This window comes from Alicyclobacillus fodiniaquatilis, from assembly GCF_042678105.1.
Lineage (GTDB): Bacteria > Bacillota > Bacilli > Alicyclobacillales > Alicyclobacillaceae > Alicyclobacillus > Alicyclobacillus fodiniaquatilis.
Genome location: NZ_JBHUCX010000092.1, coordinates 261,828 through 277,998 on the forward strand (window position 1 = coordinate 261,828; position 16,171 = coordinate 277,998).

14 protein-coding genes are annotated in these 16,171 nt (G+C 51.5%); 3 read left to right on the plus strand and 11 right to left on the minus strand.

Translation table 11 applies throughout. The features are described 5' to 3' along the window. Positions 1-19 precede the first annotated feature (19 nt). Positions 20-538, plus strand: coding sequence for a hypothetical protein (locus ACFSB2_RS22765; protein WP_377945375.1), 519 nt, complete (start codon positions 20-22; stop codon positions 536-538). A 112-nt stretch (positions 539-650) separates the two neighbouring features. Here ACFSB2_RS22765 and ACFSB2_RS22770 read toward each other — a convergent pair whose 3' ends face one another. The 8 genes from ACFSB2_RS22770 to ACFSB2_RS22805 form a co-directional block, all read right to left on the minus strand. After that, positions 651-1,076: a universal stress protein gene (locus tag ACFSB2_RS22770; RefSeq protein WP_377945376.1), complete on the minus strand. Its 426-nt coding sequence runs from the start codon at positions 1,074-1,076 to the stop codon at positions 651-653. A gap of 239 nt (positions 1,077-1,315) precedes the next feature. Then, positions 1,316-2,803, minus strand: coding sequence for a PAS domain S-box protein (locus tag ACFSB2_RS22775; RefSeq protein WP_377945377.1), 1,488 nt, complete (start codon positions 2,801-2,803; stop codon positions 1,316-1,318). 97 nt (positions 2,804-2,900) lie between these two features. Then, positions 2,901-3,596, minus strand: coding sequence for a response regulator (locus ACFSB2_RS22780; protein ID WP_377945378.1), 696 nt, complete (start codon positions 3,594-3,596; stop codon positions 2,901-2,903). A 191-nt stretch (positions 3,597-3,787) separates the two neighbouring features. After that, positions 3,788-4,714 (minus strand): heme o synthase, encoded by a 927-nt coding sequence (locus tag ACFSB2_RS22785; protein WP_377945379.1) that lies wholly within the window; start codon positions 4,712-4,714, stop codon positions 3,788-3,790. 23 nt (positions 4,715-4,737) lie between these two features. After that, complete coding sequence (locus ACFSB2_RS22790) at positions 4,738-5,061, minus strand: cytochrome o ubiquinol oxidase subunit IV (protein ID WP_377945380.1); 324 nt, start codon at positions 5,059-5,061, stop codon at positions 4,738-4,740. 1 nt (position 5,062) lies between these two features. Continuing rightward, positions 5,063-5,689, minus strand: a complete 627-nt coding sequence (locus tag ACFSB2_RS22795) for a cytochrome (ubi)quinol oxidase subunit III (protein WP_377945381.1) — start codon at positions 5,687-5,689, stop codon at positions 5,063-5,065. A gap of 1 nt (position 5,690) precedes the next feature. Next, positions 5,691-7,661, minus strand: coding sequence for a cbb3-type cytochrome c oxidase subunit I (locus ACFSB2_RS22800; RefSeq protein ID WP_377945382.1), 1,971 nt, complete (start codon positions 7,659-7,661; stop codon positions 5,691-5,693). Positions 7,662-7,686: 25 nt separating this feature from the next. Beyond that, positions 7,687-8,637, minus strand: a complete 951-nt coding sequence (locus ACFSB2_RS22805; protein ID WP_377945383.1) for a ubiquinol oxidase subunit II — start codon at positions 8,635-8,637, stop codon at positions 7,687-7,689. Positions 8,638-8,930: 293 nt separating this feature from the next. On the opposite strand from ACFSB2_RS22805, the gene ACFSB2_RS22810 reads away from it, so the two are divergent. After that, positions 8,931-10,118: an MFS transporter gene (locus ACFSB2_RS22810; protein ID WP_377945384.1), complete on the plus strand. Its 1,188-nt coding sequence runs from the start codon at positions 8,931-8,933 to the stop codon at positions 10,116-10,118. Continuing rightward, on the plus strand, positions 10,115-11,101 hold the full coding sequence (locus ACFSB2_RS22815) for a DMT family transporter (RefSeq protein WP_377945385.1): 987 nt from the start codon (positions 10,115-10,117) through the stop codon (positions 11,099-11,101). Before ACFSB2_RS22810 ends, ACFSB2_RS22815 begins: the two co-directional genes overlap by 4 nt. A 172-nt stretch (positions 11,102-11,273) precedes the next feature. Here the strand turns inward: ACFSB2_RS22815 and ACFSB2_RS22820 are convergent, their stop codons facing one another. The 3 genes from ACFSB2_RS22820 to ACFSB2_RS22830 are packed head-to-tail and all read right to left on the minus strand — an operon-like array spanning position 11,274 to position 15,959. Continuing rightward, positions 11,274-13,334 carry a glycosyltransferase family 2 protein gene (locus tag ACFSB2_RS22820; protein WP_377945386.1) on the minus strand — a complete coding sequence of 687 codons (2,061 nt, stop codon included), beginning with the start codon at positions 13,332-13,334 and terminating at the stop codon, positions 11,274-11,276. Further along, complete coding sequence (locus ACFSB2_RS22825; RefSeq protein WP_377945387.1) at positions 13,303-14,337, minus strand: glycosyltransferase family 2 protein; 1,035 nt, start codon at positions 14,335-14,337, stop codon at positions 13,303-13,305. Before ACFSB2_RS22825 ends, ACFSB2_RS22820 begins: the two co-directional genes overlap by 32 nt. Continuing rightward, positions 14,334-15,959 (minus strand): ArnT family glycosyltransferase, encoded by a 1,626-nt coding sequence (locus ACFSB2_RS22830; RefSeq protein WP_377945388.1) that lies wholly within the window; start codon positions 15,957-15,959, stop codon positions 14,334-14,336. Before ACFSB2_RS22830 ends, ACFSB2_RS22825 begins: the two co-directional genes overlap by 4 nt. Between the last annotated feature and the right edge of the window lie 212 nt (positions 15,960-16,171).

The following is a 16,171-nucleotide window of genomic DNA, read 5'->3' on the forward strand; positions in this document are numbered from 1 at the left end:
CTTTGCAAGAGGCAGTCGTTTGGACCTACGTATCACGCTGTTTACCACGCAGCACATCAATCTGATCATGGCCATCGCCATTTTATGCCTCGCGGTTTGGGGTGGTTGCACTGGTCACCCGGCATTCGTGTTTGGACTTGCTATTGTCGGCGCCAGCGCATACTTTGCTGGCATTCTCATCGGCGTCAGCGTGGCGATTGTGTATCTAAGTGTCAATCTGTGCATTGGATGGACACATCCTGTCCAGAGCAGCGTCATCTTACTGCAACTGATCGGCTACTTGGCGGTCGCCTTTCTGGGATACAAGCATAAAACCTTCAAGGAGAAGCAAAAGACAATCAACAAGCCCCACCAAGTCCTGCCTTGGGCGATGGTCAACGAAGTCCGAACCTCGTTATCAGCCATCCGCTTTCTGCTCTTCCCCTTGCAGAACCGCGATGCTGCCAACCCAGAACTGCAAAAGGCAACCGATGAATTGAGCAGGCTGGAACAATTGTTTCAAGAACTGGAGGAGAAAGGGGAAAAGCGTCACGAATGAATGTACGCTTCTGAAGACAGCATGAAACCCCCACCCAAAACGAGGGATGGGGGTGATGGCATATTCCAGGTCTTCGAACCACCGTCTTTCAGTGGTTCTGTTGACAGAGATATCAGGACTTCACGACGAGTGTCGAGATGTGCGAACGGTGAACCACACTGTTGCTGACACTTCCGAGCAGCATTCTGTCGACGACGCCATAACCATGGCTGCCGATGACAATGAGGTCCACCCCTTCTCGCTTGGCCGTTTCGCAAATCGAAATTGCAGGTGCGCCGAACTCGCTGATAAAGCGAACTCGGTCCGCATAAGCGGCGAATTGCGCATGAAACTGTTGTTCAATGTCCTTGGCCAACGTTTCCAACGTATCATTGAGTGTTTCCACCACAATCCCCATGCCCGTTCCTAAATAGCTAGGATGCATCACAAATAATCCGACAAGTGTCGCTTCAGGGAAAACATCTAAAAAACTGGCAGCCATGTCTCCAGCTTTTTTCGCATCCTCGGATCCATCCGTCGCCAACAATATCTTTTTCATCGCAGGTGCCCTCTTTCCTTTTCAAAATAAAAACAGCAGATGTGCTAGACTTATCATCTATCATTTTCCACAAAGAGGACAGCCCCATCTGTACTGTTTTTTGCAGTGCGATTGAACTACAACTGGATAGTAAGATTGGACCGGGAGAAATGTCGCAGAGAAAAGATTCAACACAAAGCGGGGATATTCAAGCAAAACACAATCGCGTGGATGCGACAAGTTCATCCTTACAATGGCCGTCATCCATCGCTCGCAGGCAGTACAATGACAATTTCGGTGCCTTCATTCACGACACTGTGAATGTCCATTCTTCCATGATGATCTCGAATGATCTTATGGCAAACCATCATGCCAAGTCCTGTGCCAGATTCCTTCGTTGTCAGGAAGGGTTCACCTAACCGAGCAATCAACGGTTCGGGAATGCCGACGCCTTTATCGGTGACCTGTATGGAAACGCCCCCTTCAGGGTGACGCGCAGCACGAATGTGAACTAGCCCCCCATGCGGCATCGCTTCAACCGCATTTTTGATGAGATTGATGAAAACCTGCTTGATTTGGTTTGGCTCACAGCGCAAATAGGGCAAATTCGGCTCCATATCCACCAGCAATTGGACACCATTGCGCTTCGCTTGGCTCCGCATCAGCGTGATCACCACGCTGAGAATATCTTCTAACCGCACACTTTCGAAACGCGTCTCCTGCGGCTTCGCCAACATCAGCAATTCACCGACAATCCCATCCACGCGGGACAGCTCGTCTAAAATGGCATTGAACGCTTGCTTGTGCTCTGGATGATCCATCGAGAATACTTGAAGCGACCACTTCATGGCTGCCAGAGGATTGCGAATCTCATGAGCGATGCCCGAAGCCATTTGACCAACTGCGGAAATTTTGTCGGCGCGGCGCAAAAACGCTTCGGTCTGCTTTTTTTCCGTGATGTCTTTCCCCACCACAATCAAACCGCTGCGCTTGCCGTCATTGTGAAAAACCGGCACCTTTGTCAGCTCAAAGATACGAGGAGAGCCACTCTCTAGCGGAATTTCGAGCTCCAAATGCGTCGTGGTTGCGCGCGTCCAGGCCTCGTCATCCGATTGGGCAAAATGAAGCAGCCTTTCGCCATGCACGACTGGCAACATGGCCAATTGCGCACTGGTCTGTCCCTCATACTGCAAACTGCCAAGCCCAAAAAAGCGGATGGCTGCATTGTTTGCCTTCAGCCAGCGCCCCTCGCCATCTTTAAAAATCACCATATCCGGCATCGTGGCGACCAGCGTATCCAAGCGCTCTTCCGCCAATTTGCGGTTGGTGATCTCATTTCGAAACGCGACGTATTGATACGGCTTGCCATTTTCATTCAAACAGGGGACGATGGTTGTATCCATCCAGTAAAAGCTGCCGTCCTTCGCGCGATTTTTGATTTCTCCACGCCAGATACGACCTCGGGCAATCGTCTGCCACATTTCTCTGAAAAACGCGATGGAATGATGTCCTGAATTGATGATGCGATGATTTGCGCCCAGCAACTCGCTTTGAGTGTACTTGGAGATTTCGCAAAAACGGCGATTGACAAACGTGATATCGCCGCGTACATCTGTCACCGCCACAATCAACGCCTCGTCCAAAGCGTGATTGATATCCGTCAATTCCTGCAGAACACGTTCGACAGACGCTGCGTTCGCCATGTTGTGCAACACGGACGTCAAAATTTCAAGATTTTGTCGCAGCACCTTCAACGCTCCTCCACTTCAGCCACATCCGCCATTGTCGTACTTCCGATGCAATGCACAATACCCTCATCATAACATAGAAAGCGGGCATGACGTGTCATGAATCCCGGTGGTGGCGTTCCTCGGCGACAATCCCTTCCCGCAACGCATAAGTCGCAGCTTCAACCCGATTTTTCAAATGCAATTTCTCCAAAATATTGCGCACGTGATTGCGCACCGTATTCTCACTGATGTAAAGCACCTGGGCAATATCCCGATTGCTCGCCCCAGTACTGAGTTGACGCAGCACATCCGTCTCCCTGTCCGTCAACGGCTGAAGGTCCTGTGTTTCTGCTCTGGTTGAACGCGTTTGTGGCCGAGAAAACTCGGTGATGATTTGCATTGCCAAGTTGCCCGGAATCACCGGTTCCCCCGCTGTGACACGCCGCACCGCATCGATGACGGTCGCGGGATCCGCGTTCTTCAGCACATAGCCAGACGCGCCAGATTTGATGGCTTCAAACAACATCTCCTCCGTGTCAGACACCGTGAGAATCAGAATCTTGACATGCGCAAACAGACGCTTGATTTGTCTGGTGGCCTCCAACCCATCCATCACCGGCATGTTGATGTCCATTAAAATCAGATCTGGGGACCATTCCTGACATTGTTGCAGCGCCACTTGACCATTCTCAGCTTCAGCGACCACTTCAATGCCTTCGGTTCGCTGGAGAAGTCCGCGCACACCTTGGCGAAACAGCTGATGATCATCCACAACAATCACGCGAATCGAATTTTCAATGGATGGTTCCATGGGCAATGCTCCTCTCTCGGGACATGCGCGATATCGTCCATCATACCTGACTTGGCAAAGTGTTTGTCAATTGCCCCTCTAACCTGTAAATAAAATCGATACATGTGCGCGCGCCATCCGCGATGCTCCGATTGACTGGCATTTTCATGGATCTGCTGGTGCGTGATGCATCACGCATGGTGGTCTATTCATCACGCCAACACACAGACCACCATCACCGCAAACAGCACTGGCAAATAAATGAGCGACATGCGAAACGTCCGTTTGGCAAAGGTGTTTTCGTCCTCCCTGGCGCGCAGCAAGGCGATGGTGGATTTGAGAAACAGGACGCCAATGGCTGTGGCGGCAATGATGTAGCACAACGCCAGATGGACAGACGCGGCCAACAGCCAAGAGGCGACGACCAGCAGAACGGTATACATCACCATTTGTCGCTTGGTCGTTCGGCTACCGCGCACAACTGGCATCATTGGCACGCACGCCCGGATATAGTCGGCATTTTTGTACAACGCCAAGGCCCAGAAATGCGCAGGCGTCCATAAGAATATGACAGCGAACATCACCCAAGCGGCAACACTTTGGTGTCCGGTGACGGCAGCCCATCCGACGAGCGGTGGAAATGCCCCCGCGCCACCGCCAATGACGATATTTTGCGGTGTTCTGCGCTTCAGCCAGATGGTGTACACCACTGCATAATAGAGATAGCCTGCCAAGGACAAGATGGCCGCCATGCCATTGCACCAGATGTCAAGCACCAGCACAGACAACAGACCAAGGCCCACGCCAATCGCCAGTGCGTGCCAAGACCGGACGAGGCCAGCCGGAATAGGCCGGTTGACCGTGCGCTCCATCAGCGCGTCAATATCGCGGTCATACCACATGTTGACGGCCGCGCTGCCGCCTGCGGACAAAGCCAACCCCCCCAGTCCGGCGAAGGTGACGCGCAAGTCAGGCATCCCTCCTGCCGCCACAATCATCGCACAATAGGCAGTAAACAGAAGAAAGAGCATGATCCGCGGCTTTGTCAAAGCGAGATAGGCTTTTGCAACCGTGATCATTTTGACCGTCGTACGCATATCCGCAAACGGCTGTACGTCCGCGCACTTTGTCATCCCCATTCATTTTCCCTCCTCCATCGACATCAGTAGCTGACATTTGTGCCAAAGGCCATAATCCAGACGGACATCAACGCGATGGCAAACGTGAAAATCAGACCGAGAACAAGCAGCACCGCATGGTATGGCGGACCGTCGCTCTCGGTGATATGCATGAAGAAGAACAGTTGAACAACAATTTGCAACCCTGCGAGTACCGTCAGGATGACCACGAGCAAGCCGACATGCATGCCCGTATTCAGGGCCAAGAGAAACGAGATGGCTGACAGGATGAGAGACGCCAAATAACCGATGATGTAGAGCTTAGGCGAATGTTGCGATCTCGTTTTGTCGATTTTGTTGATGGACATATCACATCACCACCCCAGAGAGATAGACGATTGTAAAGATGAACACCCAGACCACGTCGAGAAAGTGCCAGTACAGGTTGACGACAAACAGTTTGCGCGCCGTCTTTTCGTTCAACCCCCGCCTTGCAATCTGTATGAGCGTCAAAAACATCCAAATGATACCGATACTCACGTGGCTGCCATGTGTGCCGACTAAGGTAAAGAACGCGGACAAGAAGGCGCTGCGCTGCATCGTCGCCCCGATGGCCACGTCTGCTGCAAACTCCTGAACCTCCAAACCGATAAAAGCCAATCCCAAGAGAATGGTCAAAGTGAGCCAAATCATGACCTGTCTCTGCTGGCGATTGCGCATGGCCAATGTGGACAAACCACCTGTGAAACTGCTCGTCAACAGGATGAATGTCTCCGCTGTAAAACCCGGTATGTCGAACAGATGGTGGGCGGTCGGCCCGCCATCTGTATGTGTCCGCAGCACCAGATACGTTGCGAACAGACAACCGAACAACACCATATCGGTCGCCATGAATATCCAAAAACCTGTAATCTTCACAGCTTGGTGAGGATTTCGATATTCCAGTGACGCTTCTGTATCCCCATGACCTGACAATACATTTTGCAGTGCGGACATATTACAACCTCCCCAATCCATGTTCCGTTTCAAGAATCTCTTTGACCGGGATGACATCCTCATCGTCTTCTTCCAATGCCCGAAGCACCATGCACAAGGCCACACCAGCCAAACCAATCGCCGCAAGCACATACCAATTGAAGACGAAGCCGAACCCCGCCACAAAGAACGCAAGTCCCATCAAGAACGGGCGCCCTGATCGCTTTGGCATATGAATCGGTTCGATATCCTCTCGTTTTGCGCGAAAAGCATCTGTCGTCCCCTTCTCCTTCATGGCCCACCATGCGTCTCTGTCTTCGATGGTCGGAATCACCGCGAAGTTGTAATGCGGCGCAGGCGACGGCAAGGACCATTCAAGCGTCCTTGCATCCCACGGATCTCCCGTGGTATCCCGCTCGCCGCGGAAGATGCTGTAGAGCACCTGCCAGACGATAAACAAAAAGCCAATGCCCATTAGATATGCGCCAATCGTCGAGATGAAATTGAGCGATCCCCATCCCATATCGGCGGGATATGTGTACATCCGACGTTGCATGCCCTCGAAGCCAAGCGCGTACTGCGGCATGAAACAGACGTAAAAACCGATGTTGAAAATCCAGAACGCCCATTTGCCCAGTCTTTCATTGAGCCGAAATCCGAACATCTTCGGCCACCAGTAATACATGCCAGCCAACATGCCGTTGACCACGCCGCCAATCAACATCTGGTGGAAGTGGGCAATGAGAAAGTAGCTGTTGTGATACTGATAATCGCCAGGCGCGGCCGCCAGCATGATGCCCGTGGCGCCGCCGACCGCAAAGTTCGGAATAAATCCCAGCGTCCACAGCATCGGCAGCGTCAAACGGATCCGGCCACGAAACATGGTAAACAGCCAATTGAACACCTTCACACCTGTTGGAATGCCAACCGCCATGGAAGCAACGGCAAAGAACGTGTTGACATCCGCGCCCGCCCCCATTGTGAAGAAGTGGTGCGCCCAGACAAAGTAGCTGATGACCGCAATGAGCATCAATGAAGCGACCATGGACGAGTAACCAAAAATCCGCTTGCGCGTGAATGTGGAAACGACCTCCGAATACACGCCAAACGCCGGCAAGACGACAATGTACACCTCCGGATGACCCCAAATCCAAAACAGGTTGATGAACATCATCGGATTCCCACCATGCAGCATGGTGAAAAAGTCTGTCCCTACGACTCTATCCAGCAAGAGCAGCGCGAGCGCGACTGCCAAGGCGGGAAAAGCAAAAATAATGACAATGCAACTGGCCAACGTCGACCAAGTGAAAAGTGGCATCCGCATCAGTTTCATGCCCGGTGCGCGCATTTTCAAAATGGTGGCGATGAAGTTGATGCCCGTGGCGATACTGCCGATGCCAGAAATCTGCACACCCAGCAGATAGTAGTTCTCGCCAGGACCGGGATCGAACCCGAGCTCTGTCAGTGGCGGATAGCTGGTCCAACCCGCATCAGGGGAGCCACCGAACACAAACGATAGGTTAAAGAGCATCGCCCCAAAGAAAAACAGCCAGAAACTGATGGCGTTCAGATACGGAAACGCCACATCGCGAGCGCCGATTTGTAGTGGAACGACAATATTAAATAGTGCGAAGAGAAACGGCATCGCCATAAATAAAATCATGATGGTCCCATGTGTCGTAAAAATCTGATCATAGTGCTCCGCGTCGAGAAAATGCTCGCCCGGTTGGGCCAACTGCGTGCGCAAGAGCAAGGCGTCTGCCCCGCCTCGGAAGAACATCAATAAAGCCGCGATCAAATACATGATGCCAATTCGTTTGTGGTCCACCGTGGTCAACCAATTGTTCCACAGCCATTTCCATTTTTTAAAATACGTCAGACTTCCAATTATCCCGATGCTCACGAGCAAAATCAGCGCGTCAGATATCCAGATGAGGTATCCTTCGTTCCACATCAGATATGTATCTGTAAAATGCTTCAACGCTGCAGGCATGGCTTCACATCCCCTTTCAAATTGGTCACTTAGAACTCCCCATTTTCCCGTTCTGCGTCATGGACTCCATCCCCATGCCCATGCCCGCAACCGTGCTGGAACCGCTTGGCATCGCATTTTGCATATACCGCCCGCCCTCGGCCCAAATGGTGTCGTTGAACAGATTGGGTGGAAACGAGGAATATGAAATTTTGCCAACGGTGCCCGGCTGCTTGAGCTTTTTATAGCCTGCTTTTGTCAACGCAGAAGCGCTGGATTTCACCTGTTTGACCCAATGATTAAACTTGGCCTGTGGTTCAGCGACGACGTCAAACGACATGTCGGCGAACCCTTTGCCCGTAAAATTGGCGCCATGGCCGTAATAGGTGCCTGCTTTATCGGCTTCGAGCCACAGTCTCGTCGCCATGCCGGGCATGGTGTATTCTTGGCCGCCAAGGCTCGGCACCCAGAAGGAATTCATCGGCGCATCGGAAGTCAATTCAAAATTCACGGGTACGCCTGTTGGGATTTCCGCATAGTTCACGGTAGCGACCTTTTGACCCGGATATTGAAACAACCACTTCCAGTCAAGCGATGTCACATAGATCGTGATGGGTTTCACATTGCGCTCGGGCGGCTGCGTGAGAGAGAAGGTGACTTTTCCTGTGTACACCCCCAAAATGGCGATGATCACAATCGGAATGCCCCACCAGACAATCTCAAGTTTTTTGCTTTCCGCCCACTCCGGGGTGTACTTGGCCGTACTGCCCGGCCTGTCGCGATAACGCCAAATGATGAATGCCAACAAAAGCAATACGGGCACAATGACGATGAGCGTCAAAATGGCCGACCAGGCAATGAGATGAAGTTCCTTTGCGCCGACTGGCCCAGCAGGGTGTAACACAAAATACTTAGATCCACATCCGGTGGCAAAGAGAACACTCACCCCGGCGACGAGGAACACACTGCGCAATCGCTGCCACTGTTGCCCTTTCATGCTGTACTCGCCTTCCTTTCACACGCCATCTGATCCACTGACGGACTGATAGATTGCAAATTGTCCCAGATGGGCAGTCCACCATCGCCCGTACTGGCGATTTAATCGTAACTGGGGGGCGCGTAGTCACAGGAGACACAAAGCACCCATTTTCATTAGTCATTCAGGACTGTTTGCACGATAGTCCAGAAGAACTAGGCGCAAGGCCTATCACTCAATTTAGGTGGCTAGAGTGGTTCGTGTTAAAATGGTGGGATGAATGAGTCATCCAGAGGGGAACAGGAAAAATGGTCATGGACAATCAGCAAATGAGATCGGCGAACAGGCAGATGCTGTGGTCGCTCGGATTCGGCGGTTTCTTGGTCAACGCCGACAATCGGGCCATCTCGCCGATGCTGCCCGCAATTGCAACGGCTTTGCACACCAACGCGTCATCGGCTGCCTTGCTTGTGACGGCCTACTCCATCCCATATGGAGTCTTCCAATTGGCCTATGGCCCGCTTGCCGACAGGATTGGCAAAGTGAATACGATTCTCGCAGCTTTATGTCTATTTGCACTAGGCACGATTGCGTGTGGTGTCGTGGACAGTTTCTCATGGCTGTTGGTGCTCAGAATCATTACAGGCATGTTTGCCGCTGGCATCATTCCCACCACGCTGGCGCAAATTGGGGATCGTTTTACGATTGCAGAGCGCCCGAAGGCAATTGCCTTTTTTATGTCTCTCTCCACTTCTGGTCAAGCCATGGGCATTGTCATTGGCGGCTTGGTGGCGCAGTTTTTCAGCTACCGCATTTTATTTGTCGTCATCGGAATTGCAGCTGTTCCGGCCTTCTTGGCGATGTTGCGCCAGCGTCGAAACGGTGAAACGACGTCTTCGACCCAGACAGTGCCGCTGCGCACGCGTTATATCACTTTGGCCCGAAATCGACGCGCCTGGTTGATTTATGGGCTCGTCCTCTGTGAAGGACTGATTTTTTATGCAGGATTTACGTTTCTAGGCGTCTATGGCGTGACTACACTGCACCTCACCTATCTGGTGGTTGGTCTGTTGACGGCCACATACAGCCTTGGCGCTTTTGTCGGCAGCAGAACCATCACACCCGTGCTGCGGCGGGCAGGGACAGCGAGGATGCCGGCAATGGGTTCTTTTCTGATGGCGCTTGGCTTTGCCTTGATTTGTAGTTGGGAAAATGTCATCACACTGACCGTCGGCTTCATCATGCTCGGCTTTGGCTTTAGTTATTGCCACTCCACCTTACAGACTTTTGCCACTGATTTACTGCCAAACGGACGGGCGACGGCGGTGTCCTTTTTTGCTTTCTCCTTGTTTCTGGGCAGTGGTATTGGTCCAATGCTCTCTGGCCAAATCATCGATACCGCCGGTGTTCGTATCATGTTAGTGAGTGTCGCGGCAGGGATGGCCGTTTTTTGTTTTCTATGTATTCTCTTTCTGGGGAAACGGAGGTTGGCAAGCGCATGACTGCGACCAGAGGACAGCAGAATTCAACAAATCAGATATTCATCTATATCTTATTACTGATTACAACCTCCCTCTGGGGGAGCGCCTTTGTCTTCTCCAAAATCGCTGAAAACTCCGTCCCGCCTGCGGCAGCCGCATGCTTGCGGTTTGGCATCGGAACCATCGTTTCATTCATCATGCTGTTCACGCTGCGCACGCGAAGTAAAAATAAAAACCAAATACGGCGCTTCCCCAAAGGGAAATTTTTGCGAATTCTGTTGCTCGGCCTGATTGGCGTATTTGCCTACAACTGGCTGTTCTTTATGGCGCTGTCCTACTCGCCAGCCGCTGATGGCAGCATGATCATCCCCAGCTTAAGTCCGGCCATCACCGTGCTTTTATCAGCGATATTCTTGCATGAACGCCTGCGCAAAAACCAAGCGCTTGGACTCGTTTGCACGTTGATTGGCGCAGCCATCTTTTTCTTTGCCATGGCATTGACCAAACAGGCAAACGGTCATCATGGGATTGGCGATGTGCTCTTCCTCGGCTCGGCGATTCTGTGGGCGACCTATACGCTCTTGGGGAAAAACGTGCTGCAGGCAATGGATCCGCTGTTGACAACCTCCTACGCCATGCTCACTGGCGCTGTAGCGCTTGGCATTGTCGCGGCGCCTTCGCTTGTCCGGATCCACTGGGCGAGTTTGGGAGGCGATTTTTGGCTGGATCAAGCCTTCCTCGGCATCTTTCCAAGCGCACTGGCGAACTGGTTCTACTACGTCGGTGTGCGAACCATCGGACCGCCGAGGGCGTCCGTGTTCATGTACTTTGTTCCGGTATCCGGCCTCATTCTCTCGGCGATATTTCTACACGAAATCTTCTCCGTCATTCAGTTCATCGGCGCCATCGTGATGATCTTGGGTGTTTGGATGGTCAATCGCCGCAGCCGTCCAGTTCCCTCACAAACACCAGCAGGTGACGTTCAACAGACCGGCCATCCGTGATGCATCCCGCACCAGCAGAACCATGAAAATGCCAGTCAATCGGAGCATCGCGGATGGCGCAAACCGACCGCAAAGTGGGACATGCGCTCATCAGAATAGCGGATGATGTGATCCGCTGGCGCACAACCCACTTTGCCAGGCGTGGTTTCTACATCCCCATTTTCCTCCTCATTTAGGCGCCGATGGTCGTGTTTTCATGTGTGTCCTCTTCAATCAAACCGTGTTCCGTCTTTTCCCAATAAAACGGTTTTGTGATGAGTTGCCATGCCGCCTTATACGATGCAATGCTCATCATGATCCAGTACAGCGGCGCCGAAATCGCGTGCTTAATCAGACGGAAAGAGAGCGAGAAATCTTCCTTCGAATGCAGCTCGCGAACGACCCAATAGACACCGGCCACATTGCTGAAGACAAAGATAAAGTTTCCGACAAACAGCTCCACCGCAGCAATGTAGTAAATCGGGCCAGGAAACATCAACGGAATATCATGATTGGACGTCAGATACCACAAGACAATCATTGCCCATAAAAACGGGTTGATCAGCGGCAACAGCGGCGTGGCCAACACCACGACTTGCGTCCCGAGCATCCCACGCGTGCCAATCTGGCGCCACAGTCGCAGCGGATTGCGCATGTGCACCAACCAAGTCTGCATGTAGCCTTTGATCCACCGGGATCTCTGACGAATCCAGTTGCCTACGCGGCTATTTGCCTCTTCCCAGGTCCGCGAGTTGACAATGCCCGTTGAGAATCCAGCCTTGTAAAGCCGAATGCCCAAATCCGCATCCTCTGTGACATTGTATGGATCCCAGGCGTTCAATTCCTTCAGCACCTGCGTTTTGAAGTGGTTGGATGTGCCACCGAGCGGGATCGGGATGTCCAACTGCATCAATCCCGGCAACAGGAGATCAAACCACATGCTGTATTCCTGCGTAAACCACCGGGTCAACAAATTTTGTTCGCTATTGAAGTAGTTCAACTTGGCTTGGATACAACAGCAAGCCTCTGGCGCACGTTGATATGCGAGATATACCTTTTTCAGTTGATCTGCATCCGGCCTATCCTCGGCATCGTAAATGACGACATATTCGCCGCGGGCGTGAATCAACCCGTAGTTGCACGCTTTTGGCTTGGTCTTGGGCTGCGAATGTGGAACGACAATGACGGCGTAATGATGCGGCAATGCCATCGCCTGCAGCACCTCAAGTGTCTCAGCGTCATCTTCTTCGACCAATAGACGGATGTCCAACTTGTGCTTCGGGTAATCCAATTTATCCAGATTCGCCACGAGGGACCGAATCACACGACCCTCTCTGTACATTGGAACAAGTATCGTATAAATCGGCAATACGCGCTCATCCACCGCATGAACCTCTTCATCAGAAATACGGATTTGCGAATACGAACGAGCGCCCCGCAGGATAATGGAAAATTTGACGAGCGAAACGACAAAATAGATCAGTTGGATGATGACGTTGATCACGACGGCGGTGTGAAACGTATTCACACATAAACCAAACACGATGACAGCCAGCATGATGGCAAGCGTGATCAACTGACCGCGTGTGACAGTGCGGTTGGCGGAGTGCTCAGGATCATCCACCGCCAACTGATCTCGACTGACGCGGATGAGTTCTGTCGAATACACCTCCCGCAAGAGCGCTTCCAGTTCTGCCGGTGTCGCCAACACTTGTTCAATCGGGCTGTCGACATACGTCTGCAGTGCATCTACTTGTGTTACCGATAAAGGATTGTCCACCGCAACAATCGCCCGCTCCCCGCTCGTATGGACTATGACAGCGCGGGATGCTCGCGCAATATGCTCCGGAAATTTCTCTACAGATTCGAGATCGAATTCATTGCCTATCCTACCCATTTCCTGTTGCGCAGCGATGGCGCGATACAATGTCTTTGAATCCACTAGATTTAACGAGAGCAGGATATCGCCGATCAAACCGCCGCTTTTTGCCTGGAAGGCCAATGCAGTGTCCAACTGTTCGCGCGACAACACACCGAGGTGAATCAACTGTTCACCCAGGCGCCCTTTATCGGCAATCGATTGCGAAGCGGTTCGGACAACATGTTCATCAACCAATCCAAGATTCGTTAATATATTGCCTAAGCGTCCGCCATAGCGCGACTGGTACGCAAGCGCTCGCTCCAATTCTGACTCTGCCAAATTTCCTTGTTGAACGAGAATTTCACCTAGTCGAAGCCGTTGTTGCTTTCTCATCTGCCTCACCCAATTGTGATATTTTGACACGTTTCACTGAAATGCGTTTGCCTTGCCAACGCTGCGACAAAGTGCTTGTATTCTCCCTGACCACATAGCGCGGTCGCCCTTTGACTTCGTCATAAATCGCTGCGATATACTCTCCCAAAATGCCGATACTGAGCATAATCACGCTGTTCATGCCAAGCAGGAGCAGGATGACGGTGGTGAACCCCGTCACGGCGCTTCCGCTCAACTTCATATACAGTGTCTGAATGCCCAATATCACAGCGCCGAGAAAAAACAAAATGCCAATGAGCGTCACCAATCGCAACGGCCACGATGTAAAGGAAACCACCGCGTTTAAAGCCAAGCGAACCAAGGAGATGAAATGCCACTTTGATGTGCCAGAGGTGCGCGGCGCGACATCAAATTCCAGTTCTTTTTTGGTAAACCCCAGCCAAGCCGTCATCCCGCGGAAAAAAGTAGCCCGCTCTGGCATGTTCAGCCAGGCGTCCACCACTTTTCTATCCAGCAGTTTAAAGTCACTGGCGCCATTGAGATCGTAACGGGTCAGTCGGTGAATCAGTCCGTAAAACATCTTGGTGCCCACCCGATAGCCCAGCGACTCTCGACCGCGCGTTCGCTTGACCGCCTCGACCACCTGGACGCCATCATTTCGCCACTGGTCGATCATCTTGGAGATGAGTTCTGGCGGATGCTGCAAATCTGCATCCATTACCAGTACGGCTTTCCCTTTCGCATGTTCTATCCCAGCGCACAACGCGCGCTCCTTGCCAAAGTTGCGACTGAGTCGGATTCCATAGACTTGTGGGAGATCTGATGCCGCAAGACAAAGTGCATCCCATGTGCCATCCGTGGATCCATCGTCGATCACGATCACTTCGAATGAACTGGACGACTGCGAAACGAATGCCGCAATGAGCGCCAGCGTATTCCGAATATGCTGCGCTTCGTTCATGACGGGTATGACCACGGAAATTTCAACAGCGCCCAAGCTCATCTCGCGTTCACTCCTGTGCTTTTGATCACTCTGTAAAGTCGCCAGTCACCAGGGAACTGTTTCACCAGTGTGCCCCAGCTTGCCCCATGTGCGTAGAGGTTGGGATAGGCGTTATTGATGGCACTGATGACAGAGGGGTCTCCCGGCTTGGGAATCAAGATATACTGCACGCCATACAACTTTGGATTCGAAATCGCATCTTTAAAGCCAAAGTCGCTCGTGATATAGAAGCGCCTGGGATAGCGGCTCTCGAGAATGATCAGATAGGCAGAAAAGGAATCCGCGAGAATGGTCGCATTTGGCACCTCTTTGTCCAGATCATGCGCAATCTGAATTTGCTGATGTTCCTCGACATATGTCTGGTTGTGATGTCCAAATGTGTTTTGCAAAAATGTATTCTCATCCGGCGCGATGGCAGGTTGTGTGATGACATAGGACAACAACGCAAAGTTGACAACCATTGCAGCGAGCGGCAAGCTCATTTGCCAACGCCGCTTCAATTTACTCAATTCATAGGGCAGCCAAGCCACTGACACCGGCAGTACATACATGAAGTACCGCAACCAAGCCAGTGTTGTCCCTTTGTAGAGCATCAAGATTTGCAACATCGGAATCGAAAAAAACACGCCCAGTAAAATCACTGTGTCCCAGCGGAAGAACCGACGATTGAACAGACGCAAAAGCAAAATCGCGAAGAGCGGCACAGAGAATACAGCGACTTTTTTCAGCGCATAAACGACCGCCGAAAGCGGATGATGCACCATCGCCGCATAAACCGGATTGCTCAGATGCCCCTGAATTTGCGCCGTATTGGAGTAATCGCTGTTGAGAAAATACAAGGGATTTTTCATGATCATGGCGTTTAACAGAACCCACGCGATGACCGAGTAAATGAGCGGTGTGGCAATCACCATCAGTGTGCCTTCCGCCCGATTCCATCTGTAGCGAAACAGTCTTTCAGTCGGTGGTTTCTGCGATTTGTGAATCGCCGCTGTCACAATCACGCAACTGACAAAGATACTAACCCCAAATGGCACCGCCTCGTAACGACACCAGAAGGCAAAGGCCAGGGCAAAACCAGCAACAATCAAATCGCCCAGTTGATCTTCATCCAACCAGTTCAGAAAGCTGATCATACAGAGGATGGTGAAAAAGACAAACGGCGCGTCACTCATGCCGTTAAAACCAAACAAAAATACCATTGGATTCAGTGAAAACAACAGGGGAAAAACAACTGCCGACCATTTCGGCAGACCACGTTGAAGAAACGCTCTGGCCAATAGCCCAGCAGTCAATGCAGCAAAGATGGAACTCATCAACAGACCGGCAATGCCCTTCGTCGCCATCGCCGGAATCCAGTGGTACAGAGAAAGAAATAGTAAATCGATCACACTCGGCAACGGATTCCAGACAAAGCCGATGGCGCCTAGGTGTGGATCTCTGCTGTAGAGAACGTAGAAGGCGTTGGCCACACGGCTGATACCGTCACTATGATAAAAAACCACGTGTACATCGTAGTAATAACCGACCACATTTTCCGACAGAAAAACGAAGAGCGCGACATACCAAACCAGATTGTGGCGCCACAAAAAAAATGGCTTTTTCTTCTTGCTTGTCGCCATTCACCCGTTACCCCGATTCGTTTAAACGTTTTATTATCTCTCTATATAAGAAGGTGAGTTGTGTATGTATTTAATGTTTAGAAGCGATAACTTCACAAAAATATTTGCAAAAAACAAACCGCCGCCATCGAAAATTGTCGGCTTTTGTCGAACAACAGAGTAATTTTAGGCGCTCAATTTCGCAAAGTCAATGAGTGATTATGTTAATTGGC